Source organism: Geomonas edaphica, assembly GCF_004917075.1.
Classification (GTDB): Bacteria; Desulfobacterota; Desulfuromonadia; order Geobacterales; family Geobacteraceae; genus Geomonas; species Geomonas edaphica.
Genome location: NZ_SSYB01000006.1, coordinates 204,467 through 220,564 on the forward strand (window position 1 = coordinate 204,467; position 16,098 = coordinate 220,564).

The window sequence follows — 16,098 nt, forward strand, 5'->3', positions numbered from 1 at the left end:
TCACTACCTTGCCGGCAGGGGCTTTTGCACCTGTTTAAAAGTCGACAGCTCGTCGCTCGGATAACCCGCCACAGGTTTGGCAAGGTTATAGGTCTGGGTCGGATCGACGTTGCTCGTGGTGTTTATCGGGGTAACGGTGTCGCCACTCAGTTCGAATACCGTCCAGGTGTTCCCCGGCTTGTATGGCACGCTGAAGCTCTGCACCAGGGTGGTCCCGCGGTACAACTTAAGTTGCGCGCCGGATTCGTAGAGGTAGCCGGATGTCGAGTTGTTGTAGACGTAGAAACGGTAGATGCCGGGCTGCTGGGTCAGGATGGTGAAGGTCTCGCTGCCATTATCGACACTGTGGTTTGCCTGGTCCTGGTCCAGATAAGCCTCGGTAGTGGTGCCCGGGATGTTGCGCAGGGTCGCACCTGCAACAGCGCTGCCATATGGGTAGCTTGTCTGCGGGTCAGAGCTGCTGGTACCGACATGGAACCTCGGGGTGTTGTTGGACCCGATGGTGGTGAAGGTGTCGTTGGGGTTGAGCGGGCCGGTGACGTGGAGGTCGAGATCCTGGACGGTGCTCCCCCAACTGAGGACTGCGCGGTAGGTGGTTGCTGGTGTCGCACCGGCGTCTGCCGTGAAGTTCTGGCTGTTGTTGTAGACCGGTACCCCGGGGATCGCGTAGACGGTGAAGAAGCCGTAGCTCGTCGTCGCACCCTCCACTGCCTTCACCACCTCAGCTGTATAGCAACCGGCAGGGAAGTCTCTAGAGTAGTATCCGTAGTTATAGTCGTAAAGGGTCTTCTGCAGGTACCAGTCGCCCGTTGTGGCGCCCAAACCATTGCGGAACCTGAGCGTGAGTGCGGCACCGGTGTTGTCGGAGGCGTTCAGGATGTAGCCGTTGATGGATGCGGTGAGCGACGCCTTGTCAGCCGTCAGCATGAGGACCGGTTCGAGCGATGTGGCAGCGGTTTGGTTCGGCTTAACACCGTAGTAGTTCACGTCGCCATAGCCGGTTTTGCTGAATGTGAGCTTGTAGGTACTTCCTGCCGAAAGTCCGGTGATGGAGTAGCTGCCGTTACTCTGAACTGTGGCTGTCGCCGCAGGGGTGCTCACGCCGTCGGCGTACGCTGTTACTGTTGCATCAGTGACGCCTTGGCCGGTCACCGGGTCCTTGGCGATGCCTGTTACGGGGAAGGCCGGGATCATGATGGGGAGCCCGAGGTAGGCGTTGACCACGTTGCGCAGCTCTGCTATGTTGACCGCGCCGCTGCCATCGGCATCCACGCAAGACGTCACAGGCTTATTCCCGAGGAACATGTTGATGGCCCCCTGCACCTCGGTCATCGTGACGTTCCCGTTCCCGTCACAGTCTCCCGGCACGGCCGCGAGCGCTGAAACTGTGAAAACGAGTAGGGCGACGCAGGTAAGCGCGACGATGCGGCCCCGTTTGCAAATCTTTGCCAGCTTCATGTATGTTCTCCTGCTCATCGTTGCATTGACTGCCCCCAGACGGCTCCGGTATGGAAGTCGCTTCGGCTGTCGAGTTCCAGCAAATACGGTGCCACGCGCCCGGTGCGCGTAGCTTTCGCTTTTGGCGCGGGTTGCCGCTCTTCACCCTTCTTGCAGGTGCGCGATTTGCCCCACATCTTCCCGGTGAAGGGGTGGGGGTGGGTGAAATCCCCCTTTGTGTTTCAAGTAACCGGCCTTGGAGGCCGTTCTGGCACGACTGGCAGAGCTGGCGCAGGTTTTGCTCCGCTACGCCTATTTACGGCGAGGTGACCATGAGTACCAACCTTTTTACCAGCATCGTGCTGAACCTGACCGACGGGATCTACGTGATCCAGGAGGGGAAGGCGATCTTTCTGAACGACCGTTTCGGGGCGATTTTCGGTTACCCGAGCGTGGAGGGGCTGATAGGCTGCGACATGTACGCCGACGTCTATCCCGATAGGCAGAGCGTCGACCTGTTCCGCCATGTGCACGAGCAGCTTTTGAACGGGGACCGCTCCAGTGTCTCCTGGGGGCAGCCCTCGGCGCGGCTAGACGGCAGCGTCTTCTGGATCGAGGTCGAGGCGCGTCTCATCGAGGTTGAAGGCAAACCCGCTATCTTCGGGACCTTTTTGGACCGCACCGACTGCAAGCTGATTGGCGAGGCGATGCATGCAACCCAAGAGACCCTGCGACTCCTTTTGGACGCCATGGAGGACCGCGTTTACGTCGTCACCGACGACTACCGGATCGTCTACGCCAACCGCAAGATGCGCGAGGGGCTTCTGGGGGACCTCGAGCAGGACTTTTGCTACCAGGTCTGCCGCGGCCAGCAGACCCGCTGTGAGGACTGCTGCGTCGACGACGGGTTCTTCGACTCCGAGCGCCCCCTGCACAAGGAGTTCTACAACGAGGTGACCAAGCTCTGGTACTCGGTCATCGAGCTTCCGGTCCGGATGCCCGGTATCGAGCAGCGCACCAAGCTTGCCGTGGCCCGCGACATCACCGTGCGACGGGAGGCCGAGAACAAGGTGCGCGCCCTCACCCGGAAACTGCTTAGCGTACAGGAGGACGAGAGAAAGCACCTCTCCAGGGAGCTGCACGACGACCTGGGGCAGCGCTTGAACGCGGCGAAGATCATCGTCGACGTCCTCGCCGAGGACCTCGCTTCCTCCCCTGGCGATGCGCCCGCCCGGATGCATCATCTCTCCGAGGTGCTAAAGGACAGCGTGCAGTCGATCCGTACCATCTGCGCGGGCCTGCGCCCCTCACCCCTTGAGAAACTGGGACTTGTCGATGCCATCCGTCACGACTGCGACAGTTTCTCTACCCACCATGGGGTAAACGTCCGCTTTTCTGCCCATGGCCTGGAAGGGGTCCGCCTGCCCCATGAGGGCGAAATCACCCTATACCGCGTCTTCCAAGAGGCGCTGCACAACGTGGTGAAGCATGCCCGAGCGAGCGAGGTCTCCATCAGTCTTGTCGTCTCTCATCCGGTGCTCAGGATGCGTATCACAGACAACGGTAAAGGGTTCGATCCGGCACGTGCCGTTCCGGCCGGCAAGGGAGGGCTTGGCCTGGTCGGCATGGCTGAGCGGGTCGAGCTTTTGAACGGCTCATTCGAGCTCACCTCCCGGCCCGGTAAGGGGACGCGGATCGCCGTCGAGATTCCAATCGCCTAGCGCCATCTCGGTGCCGGCTTCAATTTGAGGAGGTTTTTGCATGGAAGGGAAAAGCAGGGTCATCATAGTTGACGACCACCCGCTGTTTCGGGAAGGGGTGAAGGGGCTTGTGGAGCGCACCTCCGAGTACAACTGCATCGGGGAAGCGGGAAGCGGCGCCGAGGCGCTGGCGCTGGCCAGGGAGCTGAAACCCGAGCTTATGACCATGGATATCTCGCTTCCTGATATAAGCGGGATCGAGGCGGTGCGCCAGATCATGCGCGAGGTTCCATCGGTGAAGATCCTCATGCTTAGCATGCATCCCAAGTTCGAATACGTCGCCGAGGCCCTAAGGGCCGGGGCGCGCGGCTACGTGATGAAAGAGGCGACCAGCACGCGACTCGTGGCCGCCATGGACGCGCTGCGGCGCGGTGAGTACTTCCTGGACGGCCAGGTCTCGCAGGACATCGTGGCGAACCTGGGCAATCCCGGTCAGGGTGACGCCACGGTATGCGATGAACGGTACGCGCTTTTATCCCCCAGGGAACAGCAGGTGATGCGTCTGGTCGCTGAAGGTGGGGTGATACGACAGATAGCGGCGGATTTGGGGCTCAGCGTGAAGACGGTGGAGAATCACCTCACTAACCTCATGAAGAAACTCGATGTGCACAGCCGAATGGAGCTTGTGCGCTATGCAGCGCGTCTTGGGGTTATTGATCTTGAGCAGTGGAAATAGGTAGGGAATTTTGAGGGGCCTGCCGGCAGTGCATGGTTGCTGCCGGCAGGACCATAGCAGTTGTTAAAGCTTTGCAGTGGCGTCTTTCTTGCTCTGCTGTTCTTGCATTTCCTGCTGTTTCTTGCGTTCCTTGAGGAGCTCCTGGGTTCTATGCTCCCTTTCCTCAGAAGCTTTTCTGTATGCCGCCTCGTAGTCGACTCCCCTTAGTTTACCAAGTCCGTATACCCCGATCTTGTTTTCACCGAACTGATTCGCAACGAAAATAATCTCGCTCAGCTCGAAGTCCTTGTCAGCGAACTTCTGGAAGTAGTCCAGGTTCTTCGTGCTGATAGTGATGTCGCTCGGGAGGTTCATCCCACCAACAGGAATTTTTGCGGAGCCGAAGTAGCCTAGGAGTTTTCCCTGCTCGGTAAAAATCTGGACGTTCTGAAATCCGGAGTCCACAACGTAGACGTAGCCGTTGGAGTCGGTGGTGATTCCTTTGGGCCTGGTGAACTGCCCCATGCCGTCGCCGAACTTGCCGAACGAGCCGAGGAAATGGCCGTCGCGGTCGTATGAAATAACCGCCCCAGTCCCGGCGTTGGTCACCCACAGCACACCCTTGTCATCCAGGTTCATTCGCGTGGGAAGGCTCAATGACTGTGTTGGCTCGTCCAGTTTGCCGATTTCACGGATTTGCGCTCCTGACATCGGGTCAAGCACGTGGATCACAGACTTTCTCGTGTCGAGCACGTACAGATTTTCATTGTCAACGGCGATGTCCGTAGGCGAGAAGTTCAGGTCCCCACCCACCGATTTCAAGTATTCGCCGTTGTTGTCGTAGATCAGCACCTCTTTGCGCTCAATGTCAGTCACGAAAACGAAGCCGGCATGGTCAACGGCGACCGCTATCGGTTTTTTGAGCTGGCCTAAGCCGTCGTTCCCCTTAAGCTGCTCCATCTTCTTGTTGGCGAGATCCACCACGAAGAGTTGTCCCGCTATGTCGGTCACGTACAACTTGCCGTCCCTGCTCGTGATGCCGCTTGGTTTGATGATCCTGCTAACCTTCTGTTCTTCCTCTTTCCCTACCGAGATGAGAGAAACAGAATCCCCGGAGGTCCCTAGTACGTCCGCTGAATTGCTGAAGCTGGTCAGGTACTGAAGTCTGGGGAGGTTAGGGGAGGGCGGGAAGAATACAGGGGCGTGACTTTGTCGGGATGAGCCGGCACAGCCGGCGGCAAGGGTGAGAAGTGAGGCTGCGAGGAGCGCTGCTGCGGAACGAAAAAGACGACGATGCATGTCTTGTTACTCCTGTTTCTTTGTTGCTGTTGCCCGTTTCTCTTTTTTTTGCCGTCCCGGGGAGTATCCCCGGGACGGCGGCTTTGCTTGTTACTTGTCGTGGCACATAACGCAGAACTGCGAGTTCAACTGCTTCTCGTAGAGGAACGCGGTGTCGACGTTGTCCTTGTTGTGGACGTCGTGGCAGGAAGCGCAGGTCATGAGGCTGTGCCCTTTGCCGTCGTTGAAGCCGAGGGTGGTGATGGCTTTGCCATCGAGGTCGGCCTTGGTGGAACCGTTGTTCGGGGCCTTAAGGAGGGCCCTGATCCCCTTGTCGAGCCCGTTGATGCCGGTGAGGTCGAACCCGATCGGGTGGTCGTTGGAGAGGTCGTTGAACTTGCCGACGGCGATCTCGCCGAAGTTGTCGCCCACGATCCTACCGGTGAGGGTGGAGCCGGTGTTGCCGTAGTGCTGGTCCACGGCGATGACGCCATCATGGCAGCTCATGCAGAGGCGGCTCGGGCCTGCGAGCGGATCGCCGGTGATGTTGCTGTTGAAGGTCACGGAGTCATAGGGGGTGAAGTTTTTGTCAACGTTCACCTTGTGGGACCAAAGCGGGTTGTAGTCGAGCTCGGTTGCCTCGACCTTGTGGTGCGGAGTGTGGCAGAATGCGCACACGCGGCCCTGGGAATCCTTCTGTGCCCCCGAGAGCTGGTTCATGTCGTGCTTGGAGCCGACGACACCGCCGCCGTCGGCAGTGTAGCCGTAGGCGAGAGAGGCACCGATGGTGAGACCGGCGATGGCGGTCAGGATGGTGATCTTCTTCATAGAGAGTTTTCCTCCGTCTTTTTCATTGAATGTAGAAAAGTTTTCAGCTTGCCTACGCAATGCTGCGGCTCTCTTCCGCTGCACCTGCCGACGTGCCTCCCCCCCAGGAGACGCGCCGGTTGCCGAACAGGATGCAATGTTGGTGCCCGCCTCATGCTATTTTTGCAAGAGCTGGTAACCACTGTGGTTTTACCTCCGCATGACGGTAGCCCCCAGGAAAGCCGGGGCGGTTGGGGGGGATTTGCCCCCATCACCCCCGGCGTTATGGGTGAAATGTCTCACAAGGATCGATGCACCGCGCTTCCCCTAGAATTCGTTTGCCCGACTACGGCGTGGAAATGGGGGACTTCCCCCAAAGCAACCCGGGTGGCAAGGTCCTTGCTGTCATAGGAGGCACTATTAAGAATGCTCGGGAGGTGACATGAAATTTAGAACACTGGCGGCGGCAGCGCTTCTGGCGGCCTTGGCCGCAGCGCCTGCGTGTGGGTACGATGGCGTCGACATACCGCAGGTGAAAAAGCAGGCTGAAGCCGGTAGCGCGGAGGCCCAGTCCCGTCTTGGTGTGCTCTACGCTACTGGGGTGGGGATTCCGAGGGATATGAAGGAGGCGGTACGCTGGTATAAGAAAGCGGCGGATCAGGGTTTCGTCCTAGGGCAGTACAACCTCGCCCTGCTGTACCTGCGGGGGGAGGGGCTTGCGGAAGATCCGGTCAAGGGGCGCGAGCTCCTTTTGAAGGCGGCCGAGCAGTGGCTTCCCGCTGCCCAGTATGATCTCGGCGTTGCGTATCTCTACGGCGTAGGTGGCGAGAAAAATCGGGAAGAGGCGGAGAAATGGCTGCGCCGCGCTTCGACCCAGGGGTACCGTGCGGCGAAAAAGAAGCTCGAGGAGCTTGCCGACGCGCGCTAGTGGGAGAGATTTAACTTGCCTGCCTTTGTAAATGCCGCTAAGTAAAATGGGGGAACGGCTTGGAGCCGTTCCCCTCTTTGCGAAGGCCGCCTCCAACTCCTGCCTTTACGAAGACCCTTTCCAACTCCCCCCTTTGCGAAGGGGGGCAGGGGGGATTTAGCCAGGCCGTGCCAGTACTTAATCGGCGGCGATGGGGAGGGCGAATGGTCATTCGCACCTGCAGTTACAGCAGCCTTAACTCCAGCCACAAGGGTGTGCATATGAAGACGCGACAGTTCAAAAAGATCCAGTTGGCGACTCCCAAGGTGGAAAGTGCCTGCACCCCTTCCCAGGATCCCGACGCTCCCCCTTGCTGAGGGCCGCGTACCTCCGCCGGTGGTGGAGAGATCACGGAAAAGGTGCCTGGGTTCGTGTGCTGGCTCGAGACCGAAGGAGGGCGTGTACCTAAGGTCACCTCTCGCCTCACCCCGGCCGACCATCTGGGCGCCTGCAAGGCCCGCTGGGGCATCAACAGGATGCACTTCCTCGTTCCCCCCGGCCTATACGCGGTGGGCGAGCCCGACGCACAGGCGCCGGTAGTGGTAACCGCGAACTACAAGATGACCTACGACATCGTCCGGCGTACGCTTTCCGGGCGCAGCGTCTGGATCCTCGTGCTGGAGACCTACGGGATCAACGTTTGGTGCGCGGCCGGTAAGGGGACCTTTGGTACCGGCGAACTGGTGCGGCGCGTCGAGGCGACCAGGCTGCGCGAAGTGGTCGGGCACCGGCGCCTCATCCTTCCCATCATGGGGGCGGCCGGCGTCTCGGCGCATCGGGTGAAAAAACAGAGCGGTTTCGAGGTGGCCTACGCCTGCGCCTACGCCGCCGACCTCCCCGAGTACCTCGACAACGGCCAGCTCACCACGCCTCGCATGCGCGAGCTCTCCTTCAACTGGTACGACCGACTGGTCCTGATCCCGGTGGAACTGGTTCTCGTGGTGAAGCCTATCGCACCGGTTGCGGCCCTCGTCTTCCTCGCAGGCTGGCTCCTCTTCGGGAGTGCCGCCGCAACCGCCGCGACCCTTGCCTTCCTGGGGGCGGTCTTCACCGGGGTGGCAGTCGGACCCGCGCTCCTTCCCCTGCTTCCCTCGCGCAGCTTCGCCGTCAAGGGGGCCTTTGCCGGGCTCGTCTACTGCGCCCTGCTCTTCCTCTTTTTCGGTGGGAGCGGGTGGAAAGTGACGACGGCGTTGGCCGCTTTCCTCGCCCTGCCTGCAGTCTCCTCCTTCTACACTTTGAACTTCACCGGCTGCACCACCTACACCTCGAAATCCGGGGTGAAAAAGGAGATGCGCCTGGGGCTTCCGGTCATGGCGGGGGCGCTTTGCGCCGCGTTTTTCGTTCTTCTCGCCGGCCTGGTGCTCACCTGGGGGATGTCATGAAAGGATTCAGGTACCTGGCATCGGTGGTGACGCTCGAACTGAACGCTTCGCTTTGCGTCGGCTGCGGCAGGTGCGTCGAGGTTTGCCCGCACCAGGTGTTCCGCATCGAGGATAAAAAGGCGGCCCTTGCCGACCGAGACGCCTGCATGGAGTGCGGCGCCTGCGCCCTCAATTGCCCCACCTCCGCCATCAAGGTGGACGCAGGGGTTGGGTGCGCGAGCGGCCTCATCAACGAGTGGCTAAGGGTGAAGAAGCTCCCCGGCTTGAAAGGGTCGGGTTGCTGCGAGTAGCGGCGCCCCAGGCTCCGGCTTGACTATCCAATCCGGTCTGTTAAAAACTCCCAATGCGCGAAGGGGGCCGAAAGGAGACAGACTATGGAAAAGCAGATGGTCAAGATCACTTCCTGCAACGTTACGCAATGCGCCTACAACAAACACAATTCCTGCCACACGCTCGCCATCACCGTCGGCGGTCCCAGTGACGCCTGCCCCGAGTGCGATACCTTCATGCAGGGAAGCCAGAAGGGGGGCATCATGGATGTCCAGGGGGGCATCGGGGCCTGCAAGGTGGAAAACTGCAGCTACAACCAGTCCCTCGAATGCACCGCCTCCGCCGTTGATGTCGGCATGCACGAATCGCATCCCGACTGCTTTACCTACAAACCGAAGTAACCACCGTCGCGGCGCTTCCCCCGTCAACCGGCCCCCTTCCGCATACCCATTGCCGCACGCGCCGCGGTCGTTAGACTTTTCCCCGCCATCGTGTATCTTTTACCCGTTTTGATAACCGGCAAGGGGAGGGGAGAGACCATGGGGAGCGAGCCGTACGTGGACCAGGAGATATGTATAGGATGCGGGCTTTGCGTCAGCATCGCGCCGGAGGTGTTCCGGCTTAACGAAAGCGGGGTCTCCGAGGTCTACGCCAATGACCCGGGGGAACGCGAGAAGGTACAGCAGGCGATAGACAGCTGCCCGGTCAACTGCATCAGCTGGCGCTAGGCACCGGGAGGGGAGGGGGCGATGACGAACGAACTGCGGGACGAGAGGTTGAGGGAGCTGGCCGAGAGCAACTACGTGATGCTGAAGCAGACCTACTGCTCGATGCGGCAGCTCAAGGATCTGGTGGACCGCCTCCACGAGCGGTACCTCGAGCAGGGGACCACCCTCGAGATGGATACGGTCTCAGCGCTCAAGCTGACCGCCGACGGCGCTTTCGAGGAACTGGAGCGCTACCTGCGCCCGGAATGCGATCCCGACAGCGCCGACGACACGGCCCGGGCCGAATGAGCAAGGCGCCCGCCTGCATGGAAAAAGCCCGCCGTTACGGCGGGCTTTTCCTTGTCCTGAACCTTTCTTTCGCTACAGCTCCCTTAGGTTGCTGAACTCGCCCCATTCCAGGTAGGTCCTGGGCGTCTCCACGAAGGAGTAGATGTTCTCTATCTTCTCCAGGTGCCGGCGCTCTTCCGCCGCCAGTATCTTCAGGCTCCTGCGGGTCCTCCGGTCGGGGGCCGCGGCCGCCAGTTCCTCGTAAAAGCGGATGTCCCGCTCTTCGTTCTCGACCGCGAACCGGTACAGGTGCGGATCCCGCTCGCACTCATCCAGCAGTTCACGCTGGCTGAGAAGCGGCCTGAAGCTGCAGGCTCCATGGTTGAGCCCCGTCACCGCTCCCCCTTCCATCCGTTGTTTCAGCCTCAACAGTCTGCTTTTGTGTTCCTCTTCCGAGGCGGCCAGCATGGAGAAGAGCATCTTCATCTCAGGCTCCATGGCCTCCTCCTTCAGTCCCTCGTAATAAACCCTCGTCTCTTCCTCTATCTTGATCGCGCAATCGAATACGTTCATCGTGTTCCTCCTTTTACCGTGACAGCGCTCCTGCCTGTCCATGCTTAATTATACCAAAACGAGCGCGATTAATGATAGATCAACGGCCTGCCGTGAGATGAGGTAAACACGGTGGAAAAGCGGGCGTGATTGAGGTATCTTTGTCCTCCGCCGCGGCCGTGGCCGCGCAAAAGAGCGAATGCATCATCGGGAGGCCCTTTCATGGCACAGGAAGAAAAAAAAGAGCCTTGGCTCAACTATCTCGCCCTCACCACCGTGGTCTTGGCCGTTTGTGCCACCCTGGCCACCTTCAAGGGGGGCGGCTATTCAACGAGGTCCATCCTGGTGCAGAACCAGGCCTCAGACCAGTGGGCTTTCTACCAGGCCAAGAGCATCAAGCAGTCCCTGGCCGAGATGGACCGTGGCCTTTTGGAGCGTGAAGCGCATCGCGCCGGAAAGGCCGATCCGATGCTGTCGGCGGCCCTCAAGGGGAACGCGGACCGCATCGCCAAATACGAGCAGGAAAAGGCGAAGATAAAGGAAAAGGCGGAGCAGCTTGAAAAGGAGCGGGACGCGGCCCAGCGCCACGGGCGCCCGTTCGGGGTGGCTGTCATCTTCCTGCAGGTCGCCATCCTGCTCTCGTCGATCGCCGCCCTCCTGAAGAAGAAGTACGTCTGGGTCACCGGGGTCTCGGTCGGCCTCATCGGTCTTGTCGAGTTCGCGAACGGCTTCCTCCTCTTCATGTAAGGGGACTTCCGCCGGTATTGGGGGGCGCGGCAACGCGGGCCTTGAACCGGGAGGAGGGAAAGTGCAGTTTTCATCCGGACAACTCTGCGCAGTTCTTGCCGCCGTCCTGTTCGGCGTGTCACCGGTCTTTTGCAAGCTCGTCATAGGGGATATGTCGCCTGCCCTGCTTGCCGGGCTTCTCTACCTGGGTTCCGGGCTCGGGCTGCAGGGGGTGCTCCTCGCGCAGAAGAAAAGCTCACTTCAGGAACTGCGCGGGCTCACTTTGCGGCACCGGCTGAAGTTGGCCGGCGCCGTGGTCGCGGGAGGCGTCATCGCCCCGGTCTGTCTCGCCTACGGCATCAAGCACGGCACCGCCTCCGAGGTGTCGCTTCTTCTGAACCTGGAGACCGTTGCCACCACCCTCATCGCCTGGCTCGTTTTCAGGGAGTACATAGGTCCATACGTCTGGTCCGGCAAGGTGCTCATCCTGGCCGGGGCGGGCCTCGTGGTCCTGAAGGCTCAAGGGGCGCTCACCTTTTCCCAACCTGGACTCCTCGTGGTAATCGCCTGTGTCTTCTGGGGGATCGACAACAACCTGACCCGCGACGTCGACGAGATCTCCTCCACGGTGCTCGCCTCGGTGAAGGGGCTTTGCGCCGGTGCCTTCTCCGTGCTCCTCGCCCTCATATTCCCCGGTGGGGCGGTCACGGCGGGACAGGTGATGGGGACGATGTCGATCGGCGCCGTGAGCTACGGGCTGAGCCTCGTCCTCTTCGTAGAGGCGCTCCGCAGGATCGGTGCCGCGAGGACCGCGACCTTCTTTGCCGTGGGACCCTTCTTCGGGACCCTCCTGTCGGTGGTGCTCCTGGGGGAGCGCCCCCCCGCTGCCTACTGGGTTGCCACCGCACTCATGCTTTCCGGTATCTTCCTGCTTTACCTCGAGGTGCACTGCCATCGCCACACCCATGAGGACCTGGCGCATGCCCATCCTCACGTGCACGACGAGCATCACCTGCACGAGCACGAAGAGGGGGAGGAGGGCGAACCGCACCATCACTTACACGTCCACCATCCCGTGACCCACACCCACGTCCACGCACCCGACCCGCATCACCGGCACGGGCACTGAGCTAGAGCCAGCCAAGCCGCTTGGATGCGCCGTAGACGAGGTAGATGCCGAGCCCGGTAAGGAAGACCCCGAACATGAGGCGCAAATGCGGTCCCTTCATCTGGTTGGCGAGGTACGCCCCCATCCACGCCCCCACCAGCATGGTCGCCGCGATCAAGAGCGCCGCCTTTATGTCCACGTTGCCGTGGCGGTAGTACTCGAGCGCCGCGGCGAGCCCGATGGGGGGGAGCAGGACGGCTAGGCTCGTACCGGTCGCCCGGTGCTGTGAGAAGCCCGCCCAGTACACCAGCGCGGGGACGATGACGATCCCTCCCCCCACCCCGAAAAGCCCCGAAGCCACCCCTCCGCATATCCCGATGATGCAAAATAGCACCCATTGCGGCATGTTCCCCTCCCTGTGCTGACTCATTAGTCCACGGCCCAACCGCCTTTGAGAGTACCAGATGCGGTGCCCTTTTCACCTCCGTGCGCAGCCCGGCCGCCTACCGCTCGCACTCAATCAATTGGAAAAATAAAATTAAAGTTTGTAAATTCATATCCGATATCCCACCCATGCTCTTGAAACCGCGTGGAAGCCGCCGGCGTCCGCGCACCACGACAAAGCCAGGGAGGGTATATGTCGCTTGCTTCGAGGTATTCGTTGGCAACCAAGTTGGGAGTGGGGCAGGGGGTGGTGATCATCGCCATTATGGCGGTTCTGACCGCGGTCATAACAGCCGCAGTGAGCAGGCGGGTCACAGGGGAGGCCGAGCGGCATCTCGCGTTGCAGACCGAGCTTCTGGCAGGCTCCATGTCCTCGTACCAGGGCGCGCTCAGCGACGGCGCCGTCAAACTCGGCGATCTCTTCCGTTCCGGTTTCCCCGGGGCTTTCGAGGTGGACCCTTCCGGCACGGTCAGGACCGGAGAGCGGGAGACCCCAGTCATGCTTGCCGGCACCACGGTGCTAAACGGGAATACCGGGATCGTCGACCGCTTCACCAAGGCGACCAAGGGGGTCGCCACCGTCTTCGTCAGAAGCGGTGACGATTTCGTCCGCGTCGCCACCTCCCTGACCAGGGAGGACGGCAGCCGCGCCCTTGGTACCACGCTCGACCGCAACCACCCCGCCTACCGCCGCCTTCTGAACGGCGAGGACTTCACCGGCAAGGCGACCCTTTTCAACAAGGACTACATGACACGCTACCTGCCGCTTAAGAACGGACAGGGGAGGGTGATCGGGACCCTGTTCGTCGGGCTCGATTTCACCGACGGACTGAAGGCGCTGAAGGAACGGTTCAGGGGGACCGTGGTGGGGAAGTCGGGGTACGCCTTCGCACTGGAGGCGAAGGATGGACCGGACCAGGGGAAGATGGTCATCGAGCCGGCAAGCGCCGCGGCACTTCCTGCCGAGGTCGGGAAGTCGGTGCGGGATATGGTGCTTAGGAAGTCGGGCGTGACCCGGTACGTCGCCGCCGGGACGGGGGAGGAGCGGGTTCTTTTCTTCCGGTACTTCCCCGAGTGGAATTGGATCGTCTGCATCGGCGCCGCCGATGAGGAGCTCCACGCCGTGGCTCATGTGGTGCGAAACACCGTTGCCGGTTCGATCGCCGTCGTCTGCCTCCTGCTTGTCGGCGTCTCCACTCTCCTCGTGCGCCGGTGGGTGACCCGCCCGGTGGTGCGTCTGCTCGATGGGACCGCCCGTTATGCTGCCGGGGACTTTACCTCGGTGCGCGAGGTGGCGACGGATGGGGCCGAGCCGGTGGACGAAGTGGAGCGCCTCACCAGGGGGGTGGACGCCATGGCGCTTTCCCTGAGGCAGATCCTGGTCAGGGTGGCGGACTCCGCTCGGGAGGTGAGCGCCGCCGCGGCGCAGGTGAGTGTTTCAGCCGAGCAGATCGCGACCGGCGCGGACGAGGTGGTGGGCAAGACCGCAGGGGTTGCGACCGCCGTGGAGGAGATGTCGGCGACTTCGAACGACATCGCCCAAAACTGCCAGATGGCGGTGGAGGAGGCCCAACGGGCGACGCAGTCGGCGCATAACGGCATGGAGGTGGTGGGGAGAACGGTGGCGGTGATGGACCAGATCGCCGCCAAGGTGCAGGAGTCGACGGCGACCGTGGCGAGCCTCGGCGCACGCAGCGACCAGATCGGGGAGATCATCGGTACCATCGAAGACATCGCGGACCAGACGAACCTCCTGGCACTGAACGCAGCCATAGAGGCCGCCCGCGCCGGGGAGCAGGGGCGCGGCTTCGCCGTCGTCGCCGACGAGGTGCGGGCGCTCGCCGAGCGGACCACCAGGGCCACCCAGGAGATCGGCGTGATGATCAAGGCGATCCAGGGGGAGACGAAGGACGCCGTGGCGGTGATGGATCAGGGGGTGCAGGAGGTTAAGGCGGGGACCGACGAGGCCTCCCGCTCGGGTGCAGCACTTGCGGGAATCCGGGAGCGCATCGAGGCCTTCACCATGCAGATAAACCAGATCGCCACGGCGGCAGAAGAACAGACCGCCACCACCTCGGAGATCTCGCAGAGTCTTTTGCAGGTGACCGACGTGGTGCAGGGTACCGCGTCGTCGGCGCGCGAGTCCGCCGTCGCTGCGGCACAGCTAAACGGCACCGCGCAGGAGTTGCAGCGCCTGGTCGGCCAGTTCCGGCTCGCCTGACGTCCCACCCGCACATTCAAGGAGCCGGCGCGTCACCTCGCCGGCTCCTTGTCCTTTACCCCTTCTGTTTTTCCCCGATCAGGCACGCTGCTTCTTGAACTGCTGGTAAATCCACGAAATTTAAAGCCGAGTGCGTCGAACACGGTTGCCAGAAGGTCAATTCCCGGTATGCTCATCTGCGTCGACACCGTCCGTTCGGCGCGGGGCGCGACGTGGAGGGGCCTTTGATATGAGGAGGGGAATATGGAACTGGAGAACCTTTTGCTGGAAGTGAAGGATCGCATCGCTACTGTCACCATGAACCGCCCCACGGCCATGAACGCCATGACGAGGAGTACCCTTGAGGAACTCGAGCAGGTCGTCGCGGAGGTCGAGCGGGACCAGGAGGTCCGGGCTGTCATTGTGACCGGGGCGGGGACGAAGGCGTTCGTGGCCGGTGCGGACATCGCGGTCATGCGCGACATGATCTCGGCCGAGGCGCGGGAGCTGGCACTGTTGGCGCACCGCATTTACGCGGCCCTGGAGGCTTCCTCGAAGCCCTTTATCGCCGCCGTGAACGGCTACGCCCTGGGCGGCGGATGCGAACTGGCGCTCGCCTGCGACATACGCCTGGCCTCGCAAAACGCCAGGTTCGGCCAGCCGGAGATAAACATCGGCATCCTCCCCGGCTTCGGCGGCTCTCAGCGGCTGCCACGCCTTATCGGCAAGGGTAGGGCGCTCGAGATGATCCTGACCGGAGAGATGATCGACGCCGCCGAGGCGCTGCGCATAGGGCTCGTGAACCGGGTGGTACCTCAGGAGGAACTGCTTGAAGAGGCGCGCAAGCTGGCGGCGAAGATCGCCTCCAAGGGGCGCGTCGCGGCGAGGCTCTGCAAGGAGGCGGTGGTGCACGGCCTGGAGATGGACCTCACCCGTGCCTGTGCCTACGAGGCGGAGCTCTTCGGCTACAGCTTCTCGACCTTTGACCAGAAGGAAGGGATGGGGGCGTTTTTAGAGAAGCGGCCGCCGGTGTTTCAGGACCGCTGACAGACGGGGTGAGTGATCACCCCGTCTCTTGATCACGAAGAGGGCGCGGAATTCGGCCACCTTGGTCTCGCCGTTGAAGATGTCAGCCTCCCCGACGATCTTTCTCTCCCACTGCGGGACGGCCCTTGCCTCGGCACGGACCGTCCCCTCATGAACCGGGGCGAGGAACTTCAGGTTCATCTCCACGGTGACGAAGTCGGTCCCCTCGGGGACCATGCTCTTGATAGCCATGGCGACGGCGGTGTCGGCGATGGAGGTGACCGCGCCGCCGTGCATGAGCCCCTTCCCCTGCGCGAGCTTCACCTTGAACGGCATGCTGAGCACGGCGCGGCCATCCCTCGCCTCGTCGATCTGCATCCCGAGGTATTCCTCGAAGGGGGCGCAGGCGATCCATCCCGGTAGCCGGAACCCCAGCCGGTCAGCGCTTACCAGCTCCTCGTAGTCGTACATCTATCGGTTCCCCCCGTTCA

The 16,098-nt window shown here is 61.7% G+C and carries 18 protein-coding genes; 12 read left to right on the top strand and 6 right to left on the bottom strand.

From position 1 onward, the window contains the following. Window positions 1–3: 3 nt before the first annotated feature. Entirely contained in the window at window positions 4–1,458 is a 1,455-nt protein-coding gene (locus E8K79_RS19310) for a carboxypeptidase-like regulatory domain-containing protein (RefSeq protein ID WP_162604724.1), read from the bottom strand. A gap of 311 nt (window positions 1,459–1,769) precedes the next feature. Between E8K79_RS19310 and E8K79_RS19315 the strand changes: the two genes are divergently transcribed. Continuing rightward, window positions 1,770–3,158 carry a PAS domain-containing sensor histidine kinase gene (locus tag E8K79_RS19315; RefSeq protein ID WP_136516185.1) on the top strand — a complete coding sequence of 463 codons (1,389 nt, stop codon included), beginning with the start codon at window positions 1,770–1,772 and terminating at the stop codon, window positions 3,156–3,158. Between the two features lie 40 nt (window positions 3,159–3,198). Next, the gene (locus E8K79_RS19320; RefSeq protein WP_136516186.1) at window positions 3,199–3,873 is read left to right on the top strand and encodes a response regulator; all 675 of its coding nucleotides are present in this window, start codon (window positions 3,199–3,201) and stop codon (window positions 3,871–3,873) included. Between the two features lie 63 nt (window positions 3,874–3,936). Here the strand turns inward: E8K79_RS19320 and E8K79_RS19325 are convergent, their stop codons facing one another. Together E8K79_RS19325 and E8K79_RS19330 are read right to left on the bottom strand one after the other, a co-directional pair. Further along, window positions 3,937–5,151: an NHL repeat-containing protein gene (locus E8K79_RS19325; protein ID WP_136516187.1), complete on the bottom strand. Its 1,215-nt coding sequence runs from the start codon at window positions 5,149–5,151 to the stop codon at window positions 3,937–3,939. A 90-nt stretch (window positions 5,152–5,241) separates the two neighbouring features. Next, the gene (locus E8K79_RS19330; protein WP_136516188.1) at window positions 5,242–5,958 is read right to left on the bottom strand and encodes a cytochrome C; all 717 of its coding nucleotides are present in this window, start codon (window positions 5,956–5,958) and stop codon (window positions 5,242–5,244) included. Between the two features lie 421 nt (window positions 5,959–6,379). Between E8K79_RS19330 and E8K79_RS19335 the strand changes: the two genes are divergently transcribed. From E8K79_RS19335 to E8K79_RS19360, 6 genes are all read left to right on the top strand, one after another. After that, on the top strand, window positions 6,380–6,865 hold the full coding sequence (locus tag E8K79_RS19335; RefSeq protein ID WP_136516189.1) for a tetratricopeptide repeat protein: 486 nt from the start codon (window positions 6,380–6,382) through the stop codon (window positions 6,863–6,865). A 260-nt stretch (window positions 6,866–7,125) separates the two neighbouring features. Then, window positions 7,126–8,286, top strand: coding sequence for a mercury methylation corrinoid protein HgcA (gene hgcA / locus E8K79_RS19340; protein ID WP_281276113.1), 1,161 nt, complete (start codon window positions 7,126–7,128; stop codon window positions 8,284–8,286). Continuing rightward, a complete protein-coding gene (gene hgcB / locus E8K79_RS19345; RefSeq protein ID WP_136516190.1) occupies window positions 8,283–8,576 on the top strand; it encodes a mercury methylation ferredoxin HgcB in 294 nt (97 codons plus the stop codon). The genes hgcA and hgcB overlap by 4 nt, the downstream gene beginning before the upstream one ends. A gap of 84 nt (window positions 8,577–8,660) precedes the next feature. After that, window positions 8,661–8,957: a DUF1540 domain-containing protein gene (locus tag E8K79_RS19350; protein WP_136516191.1), complete on the top strand. Its 297-nt coding sequence runs from the start codon at window positions 8,661–8,663 to the stop codon at window positions 8,955–8,957. Between the two features lie 138 nt (window positions 8,958–9,095). Beyond that, window positions 9,096–9,284 carry a ferredoxin gene (locus tag E8K79_RS19355; protein ID WP_135872700.1) on the top strand — a complete coding sequence of 63 codons (189 nt, stop codon included), beginning with the start codon at window positions 9,096–9,098 and terminating at the stop codon, window positions 9,282–9,284. Between the two features lie 21 nt (window positions 9,285–9,305). Next, a complete protein-coding gene (locus tag E8K79_RS19360; RefSeq protein WP_136516192.1) occupies window positions 9,306–9,572 on the top strand; it encodes a hypothetical protein in 267 nt (88 codons plus the stop codon). A gap of 72 nt (window positions 9,573–9,644) precedes the next feature. Here the strand turns inward: E8K79_RS19360 and E8K79_RS19365 are convergent, their stop codons facing one another. After that, the gene (locus tag E8K79_RS19365; RefSeq protein WP_135872704.1) at window positions 9,645–10,124 is read right to left on the bottom strand and encodes a ferritin-like domain-containing protein; all 480 of its coding nucleotides are present in this window, start codon (window positions 10,122–10,124) and stop codon (window positions 9,645–9,647) included. 201 nt (window positions 10,125–10,325) lie between these two features. Here E8K79_RS19365 and E8K79_RS19370 point away from each other — a divergent pair, with 201 nt between their 5' ends. Next, complete coding sequence (locus tag E8K79_RS19370) at window positions 10,326–10,850, top strand: DUF4337 domain-containing protein (RefSeq protein WP_136516193.1); 525 nt, start codon at window positions 10,326–10,328, stop codon at window positions 10,848–10,850. A gap of 61 nt (window positions 10,851–10,911) precedes the next feature. After that, the gene (locus E8K79_RS19375; RefSeq protein ID WP_246043895.1) at window positions 10,912–11,958 is read left to right on the top strand and encodes a DMT family transporter; all 1,047 of its coding nucleotides are present in this window, start codon (window positions 10,912–10,914) and stop codon (window positions 11,956–11,958) included. 1 nt (window position 11,959) lies between these two features. On the opposite strand, the gene E8K79_RS19380 is transcribed toward E8K79_RS19375, so the two are convergent. Next, window positions 11,960–12,343, bottom strand: a complete 384-nt coding sequence (locus tag E8K79_RS19380) for a sulfite exporter TauE/SafE family protein (RefSeq protein ID WP_136516194.1) — start codon at window positions 12,341–12,343, stop codon at window positions 11,960–11,962. 255 nt (window positions 12,344–12,598) lie between these two features. Here E8K79_RS19380 and E8K79_RS21550 point away from each other — a divergent pair, with 255 nt between their 5' ends. Together E8K79_RS21550 and E8K79_RS19390 are read left to right on the top strand one after the other, a co-directional pair. Then, window positions 12,599–14,602, top strand: a complete 2,004-nt coding sequence (locus E8K79_RS21550; protein WP_246043897.1) for a methyl-accepting chemotaxis protein — start codon at window positions 12,599–12,601, stop codon at window positions 14,600–14,602. A gap of 243 nt (window positions 14,603–14,845) precedes the next feature. Beyond that, a complete protein-coding gene (locus E8K79_RS19390) occupies window positions 14,846–15,628 on the top strand; it encodes an enoyl-CoA hydratase-related protein (RefSeq protein WP_136516196.1) in 783 nt (260 codons plus the stop codon). Here the strand turns inward: E8K79_RS19390 and E8K79_RS19395 are convergent. Beyond that, entirely contained in the window at window positions 15,593–16,078 is a 486-nt protein-coding gene (locus E8K79_RS19395; protein ID WP_136516197.1) for a PaaI family thioesterase, read from the bottom strand. The genes E8K79_RS19390 and E8K79_RS19395 overlap by 36 nt on opposite strands. Window positions 16,079–16,098: the final 20 nt, after the last annotated feature.